Genomic DNA, 6805 nt, shown 5'->3' with positions numbered 1-6805 from the left:
TGGGCGATTAAAAACGGAATGTTATTACGGCAAACGATTTGAGACGTTCGAACAACTGGAAAAAACGATTCATGAATATATTCATTATTACAACCATGAGCGCATTCAGGGGAAACTAAAAGGACTCAGCCCTGTGAATTACAGAACTCAGTCCTTGAACTAAATCAGTCTAACTTTTTGGGGTCAGATCAATATCTACGCCCTAATATTATAATTTAATGCCAATTACACATTCACCATAATCCGCGAAATTCGACCTTCCGCAATTTCTTCATCACGAATAGTCATCACTTCACAACCAGTTTCAGTAACAACAAGTTGATGTTCATATTGTGCTGAATGGCTGCGATCTTTGGTTTTTACTGTCCAACCATCTCCCATAACTCGCACTTCTTTTTTGCCCGCGTTAATCATTGGCTCAATCGTAAACACCATGCCTGGTTTTAAAATCACACCTCCATCATCTGCGTAATAATGCAATACTTGAGGTTCGCAGTGAAATTCTGTACCCACACCATGTCCGCAATATTCACGCACAACGCTGAAAGTTTGACTTTCAGTATATTTTTGCACGGCTTTACCTATTTCATTTAAACGAATACCTGGTTTTACTGTACGCAATCCCACATATAGGGCTTCTTGTGCCGCTTCCACTAATTTTTTACTACGAATATTCGTTTCTCCGCCCACGATATACATTTTTGAGTTATCGCCAAAATAACCATCTTTAATCACCGTGACATCAATATTCACAATATCGCCATTTTTTAGCACTTTATCGTCACTTGGAATACCGTGACAGACAACTTCATTAATGGAAATACAGGTAGCCTTTGGGAAACCATGATAATTCAAACACGCAGGGATAACCTTTTGTTCATTCACCATATATTCATGGCAAATTCGATCAAGTTCACCAGTAGTTACACCTGCTTTTACGTAAGGTTCAATCATCACCAGCACATCCGAAGCCAATTTGCAGGCCTCACGTAGTTTTACAATTTCTTTTTCTGTTCTAATTGGAATAGCCATTTTATTTCACCTTTTTTGAAAAAATTTTTGCCAGATTATAGCACGATTTCTAGGAAAAAACTGGATTACACTTGAATGGAGTAAATGGTTATTAGATAATAACGAAATTCAAATTTTCGGGAAGCGGGAAATAATTATGACAGATAACATTGCAGTACCATTGACATTTACTGATGCAGCAGCGAATAAAGTAAAAAGTTTAATCAACGAAGAAGAAAATACTAATTTGAAATTACGCGTGTATATCACAGGTGGTGGCTGTAGCGGTTTCCAATATGGTTTTACTTTTGATGAAAAAGTGAATGAAGGTGATTTAACGATTGAAAAATCAGGCGTTCAACTTGTGATTGACCCAATGAGTTTACAGTATTTAATCGGTGGTACCGTTGATTACACAGAAGGTTTAGAAGGTTCACGCTTTACTGTAAATAATCCAAATGCGACCAGCACTTGTGGCTGTGGTTCATCCTTTAGTATCTAAGATGGATTTTCAATTTACACATTATCAAGGCAATGTATCCGTAAAATGTTCAATGGAACACATTGCCCTTGCTAACTGGTTCAATACAGAAGTGCGGTCAAATCCAAAGGCGATTTTGACCGCACTTTCTACTGCACAATCACTCTCTGAAAATCAAGAAAAAGTCTTAGTCGGCGCAGAATATACATTGTTTTTAGATGCTGATGAAGTAATGGTGCGCGCCAACAATCTCGCCATTGAAACAGATGAAATTCTGGAAGACGATTTTCATTATTATGATGAAGAAAGCCTTGCTTTTTGCGGTACGCAAGATTTTATTCATTTTCTCCAATCTTATGTTGATTTTATTGCTTAACTCACTATGACTTCTCAACACTCCGCTAAAAAATCATCGAAAAACACGCCAAAAAATAACCGCACTTTTAAAGGTTTTTTACTGAAATTTAGCTTCACTGCGCTTATCTTAACGATTTTTTACGGCGGTTATCTCGATTGGCAAATCCGTTCAAAAATGGATGGGCAAATTTGGCGTTTGCCTGCTGAAGTGTATAGCCGCATTGAAAGTGTGAAAATTTCAGATAATCTCGCTTTCGATGAAGTGATTCAAATTTTATTAGATAACGAATATCGCCAAACGACCATGGTTGCCGCACCAGGTGATTTCAAATTGGAAGATGATACCATTGTAGTTCTTCGCCGCGCTTTCCCTTTCCCTGATAAACCAGAACCACAACGAGTTTTACGTTTACGTTTTGTCGATAACAAACTTAATCGAATTGAAGATCTCGTTGCAGTAAAAGCAATCGATGAGTTTCGCCTTGCGCCAAAATTGATTGCGATGTTGGAATCTGATAATGAAGATCGCCTTGCAATTCCTTTACAAAATTACCCGCGCTTATTGATTGATGCCTTAATTTTAACGGAAGATCGCCGTTTTTATGATCATCATGGTATAAACCCAGTGGGGATTATACGAGCATTAATTACCAATATCCGTGCAGGGCAAACGGTACAAGGTGGGAGTACGCTCACTCAACAACTCGTGAAAAATTTATTTTTATCAAGCGAACGTACGATTACCCGTAAAGCGAACGAAGCCTTGATGTCATTGGTGTTAGATTGGCGTTATGATAAAAACCGTATTCTCGAAACCTATCTTAATGAAATTTATCTCGGACAAAATGGCGATACGCAAATTCACGGTTTTGAATTAGCTAGCCAATTCTATTTTGGTCGTTCAATTCGTGAAATTAGCTTAGATCAAATTGCACTTTTAGTCGGGATGGTCAAAGGTCCTTCACTTTATAATCCTTGGCGTAATCCTCAAAATGCCTTAGAACGTCGTAATGTTGTTTTAAAGCTCATGCTTGAACATAAAATGATCGGTGATGAACTTTACCAATTATTAAGCCAACGACCTTTAGGTATTCAACAAAAAGGACAAATCTCGCGTAAATACCCTGCGTTTATTCAAACTTTACAAGCAGATTTACGCCGTGAGCTTGGCGAACATAAAATGTCGAGCTTACTTGGCGCACGTATTTTTTCCACAATGGATTTAAAACAACAAGCTCAAGCAGAAAATGCAGTGGTGAATACAGTTTCACAACTACAACTGAAAACGAAAAATCCATATTTAGAAGGTGCTATGATTGTTGCGGATTACCGCGTGGGTGAAATTCGTGCGGTAGTGGGTGGTTTGCAAACGCAATATGCAGGCTTTAATCGTGCATTAATGGCAAAACGTCAGATTGGTTCTTTAGTAAAACCATCAATTTATTTGACCGCACTTTCGAATCCAGAACAGTTCCGCTTGAATACCCCAATTAATAACCAGCCAATTACGATTAATGTCAAAGGTAGCCCGCCATGGCAGCCGCGCAACTATGACAAAAAATATAGTGGTTCGGTGATGTTAATGGATGCCTTAGCACGTTCTTTAAATATTCCGACTGTGAATATTGGGATGAAAGTCGGCTTGAGCAAAGTCATTGATACACAAAAAGCGATGGGATGGGATAATGTGGAAATTCCAAAAGTGCCCGCTATGTTGCTCGGGGCTTATACTATTTCACCTTATGATGTAACTAAACTTTATCAAACTATTGCGAATCAAGGTGGACGGATTGAGCTCACAACCGTCGATACCATTGCGGATCGTCAAGGAAATATCATTTATCAACATGATAAAACTGCAAAACAAGTGGTCCCACAAGAAGCCGCATTCCAAACGTTATTTGCGATGCAACAAACTGTTGAACGTGGTACAGCTCGTAGCTTGCAAAATGATTATGCGGATTTACGTTTAGCTGGTAAAACAGGGACAACAAATGATGCGCGTGATACTTGGTTTGTGGGGATCGATGGAAAAAATATCAGCACAGTTTGGCTTGGTCGCGATGATAATGGCGAAACAAAACTTACTGGTGCATCAGGCGCATTACAGATTTATAAAGATTATTTAAGCCATACTTATATTGAAAAATTGAAGCTAAATAAACCCGCAAATATGAAATGGGTTGGAATTACCCAACATGGTAGCTGGGATTGTGACAGCAATCGAGTGATCCCAGTTTGGGTGAATAATGGGCAGAATTTCTGCGGAGAAACATCAAATGTTTCTCCATCGCCAGCTACTCCACCAGCTGAAACCGAAATTGCTCCTCGGCAAGAAAGCGTCTGGGATGTATTGGATAACCCAAATCCACCCGCACAATAATTAATCGCGGTATATTGCTAATAATAAGCAAATATTTTGAAGCGAAAAAACTACACTTCCCCTGAAATTTCAGGGGATTTTTTATTTCTTTAAAAAAATAGCAAACGTTTGCTTTAAAAGTGCGGTACAATACGCGCCAGTTTTTACTTTCATACAGGTGCAAAACGATGACACAACAACTCCCCACTTTAAGTCTAAAAAAAATCTATTCAGGTAAAGTACGTGATCTCTATGAAATCGATGATAAACGCATGCTAATGGTTGCTTCTGACCGCTTATCTGCGTTTGATGTTATTTTAGATGATCCTATTCCACGAAAAGGAGAAATCCTGACTCAAATTTCCAACTTTTGGTTTAACAAACTTACTCACATTATGCCGAATCATTTCACTGGCGAGAGTGTTTATGATGTGTTGCCAAAAGAAGAAGCTGATTTAATCAAAGATCGCGCTGTAGTGTGTAAACGTTTGAATCCCATTAAAATTGAATCTATCGTACGTGGCTATTTAACTGGCAGTGGTTTAAAAGATTACAAACAAACTGGAACCATCTGCGGATTAAAATTACCTGAAGGCTTAGTTGAAGCCAGTAAATTGCCAGAACCTATTTTCACCCCATCAAGTAAAGAAGCCGTAGGCAATCACGATATAAATATCAGCTATGCCGAATGTGAAAAACTCATCGGGACTGATTTAGCCGCACAAGTAAAAGAAAAAGCGATCGCCCTTTATACTGCTGCTGCAGAATATGCACTCACTAAAGGTATTATTATTTGCGACACAAAATTTGAATTTGGTTTAGATGAAAATGGCACGCTCACCTTAATGGATGAAGTATTAACACCAGACTCTAGCCGTTTTTGGTCTGTCGATACTTATCAAGGAGGGATTAATCCTCCATCATTCGATAAACAATTTGTACGCGATTGGTTGGAAAATAGCGGCTGGAATAAACAAGCTCCCGCACCGAAAGTGCCAGAAAATATTATTCAGAAAACTGTTGATAAATATCAGGAAGCGCTAGATTTATTAACAAAATAGAGATCAAAATCCCTGCTATTTACAGCGGGGATTTTTATGCATGATGACAACTAAAGATTTTTAGTCTTAACGCATAAAAGACTAGACAAACATAAAAAGTGCGGTTATATTTAAATGACTTTTTATTCAAATAAAATGATTAATTATTCAATCTGAATTATAAACAAGGAAAAGATATGTCAAATACAATTCTACAACATTTACCTGAAGGGCAAAAAGTCGGTATCGCGTTCTCTGGCGGATTAGATACCAGCGCGGCATTACTTTGGATGCGTCAAAAAGGCGCGGTGCCTTATGCCTACACCGCCAATTTAGGCCAACCCGATGAAGATGATTACAGCGCAATCCCTAAAAAAGCAATGGCGTATGGTGCTGAAAATGCTCGCTTAATTGATTGTCGTGCTCAGCTTGCTCATGAAGGCATTGCGGCAATTCAATGTGGAGCATTCCATATTTCGACAGGCGGCATTCCTTACTTCAATACGACTCCACTTGGTCGTGCAGTAACCGGCACAATGCTTGTTGCAGCAATGAAAGAAGACGATGTGAATATTTGGGGAGATGGCTCTACATTCAAAGGGAATGATATTGAGCGTTTCTATCGTTATGGTTTATTAACAAACCCGAATTTAAAAATCTATAAACCTTGGTTAGATCCACAATTTATTGAAGAACTTGGCGGCCGCTTTGAAATGTCTCAATTCCTTATCGAACATGGTTTTGACTACAAAATGTCCGTTGAAAAAGCCTACTCGACTGATTCCAATATGCTGGGTGCAACCCATGAAGCAAAAGACTTAGAGCAATTAAGCACAGGCATGAAAATTGTTAAACCAATTATGGGTGTAGCATTTTGGGATGACAATGTAGAAATTAAACCAGAAACAGTCACCGTTACTTTTGAAGAAGGTGTCCCTGTCGCATTAAATGGTAAACGTTTTGATAATGCAGTTGATATTATTCTAGAAGCAAATCGTATTGGTGGTCGTCATGGTTTAGGGATGTCTGACCAAATCGAAAACCGTATAATTGAAGCCAAATCTCGTGGTATTTATGAAGCACCAGGGATGGCATTATTGCATATCGCTTACGAACGTTTAGTAACCGGTATTCACAATGAAGATACTATTGAACAATATCGTATTAATGGCATCCGTTTAGGCCGTTTGTTATACCAAGGTCGTTGGTTTGATCCGCAAGCATTAATGCTGCGTGAAACAGCACAACGTTGGGTGGCAAAAGCAATTACGGGTACGGTAACGCTTGAACTTCGTCGTGGTAACGATTTCACTATCTTAAATACCGAATCACCAAACTTAACCTACGAAGCAGAGCGTTTAAGTATGGAAAAAGTGGAAGATGCGCCATTTGATCCAATTGATCGTATCGGTCAATTAACAATGCGCAATTTAGATGTATCTGACACCCGAGGTAAACTTGGTATCTATGCACAAACAGGTTTATTAAGCGCAATTAAAGATTCAGTATTGCCACAATTAGGCAAAAAATAAATAATAAAATCTGCATTTCAAT

General features: G+C 38.6%; 7 protein-coding genes. 6 read left to right on the top strand and 1 reads right to left on the bottom strand.

Translation table 11 applies throughout. The annotated features are described in order from the left end of the window. Positions 1 to 163 (top strand): IS3 family transposase (locus DV424_RS08575; RefSeq protein ID WP_154099475.1); only part of this gene is annotated, 163 nt, incomplete at its 5' end. Positions 164 to 225: 62 nt separating this feature from the next. Here DV424_RS08575 and map read toward each other — a convergent pair. Then, positions 226 to 1032, bottom strand: coding sequence for a type I methionyl aminopeptidase (gene map, locus DV424_RS08570; protein ID WP_005638836.1), 807 nt, complete (start codon positions 1030 to 1032; stop codon positions 226 to 228). Positions 1033 to 1168: 136 nt separating this feature from the next. Between map and erpA the strand changes: the two genes are divergently transcribed. From erpA to argG, 5 genes are all read left to right on the top strand, one after another. Further along, positions 1169 to 1513: an iron-sulfur cluster insertion protein ErpA gene (gene erpA, locus DV424_RS08565; RefSeq protein WP_118859722.1), complete on the top strand. Its 345-nt coding sequence runs from the start codon at positions 1169 to 1171 to the stop codon at positions 1511 to 1513. 1 nt (position 1514) lies between these two features. Further along, on the top strand, positions 1515 to 1868 hold the full coding sequence (locus tag DV424_RS08560; protein ID WP_118859721.1) for a YacL family protein: 354 nt from the start codon (positions 1515 to 1517) through the stop codon (positions 1866 to 1868). A gap of 6 nt (positions 1869 to 1874) precedes the next feature. Continuing rightward, entirely contained in the window at positions 1875 to 4232 is a 2358-nt protein-coding gene (gene mrcB, locus DV424_RS08555) for a penicillin-binding protein 1B (RefSeq protein ID WP_118859720.1), read from the top strand. 167 nt (positions 4233 to 4399) lie between these two features. Continuing rightward, positions 4400 to 5272: a phosphoribosylaminoimidazolesuccinocarboxamide synthase gene (locus DV424_RS08550; RefSeq protein WP_118859719.1), complete on the top strand. Its 873-nt coding sequence runs from the start codon at positions 4400 to 4402 to the stop codon at positions 5270 to 5272. Between the two features lie 176 nt (positions 5273 to 5448). Then, on the top strand, positions 5449 to 6783 hold the full coding sequence (gene argG, locus DV424_RS08545) for an argininosuccinate synthase (protein ID WP_118859718.1): 1335 nt from the start codon (positions 5449 to 5451) through the stop codon (positions 6781 to 6783). The last annotated feature ends 22 nt before the right edge of the window (positions 6784 to 6805 follow it).

This window comes from Haemophilus haemolyticus, assembly GCF_003493605.1.
In the GTDB taxonomy this organism is placed as follows: domain Bacteria; phylum Pseudomonadota; class Gammaproteobacteria; order Enterobacterales; family Pasteurellaceae; genus Haemophilus; species Haemophilus haemolyticus_J.
This window is presented reverse-complemented; position numbering and strand designations above follow the sequence as displayed.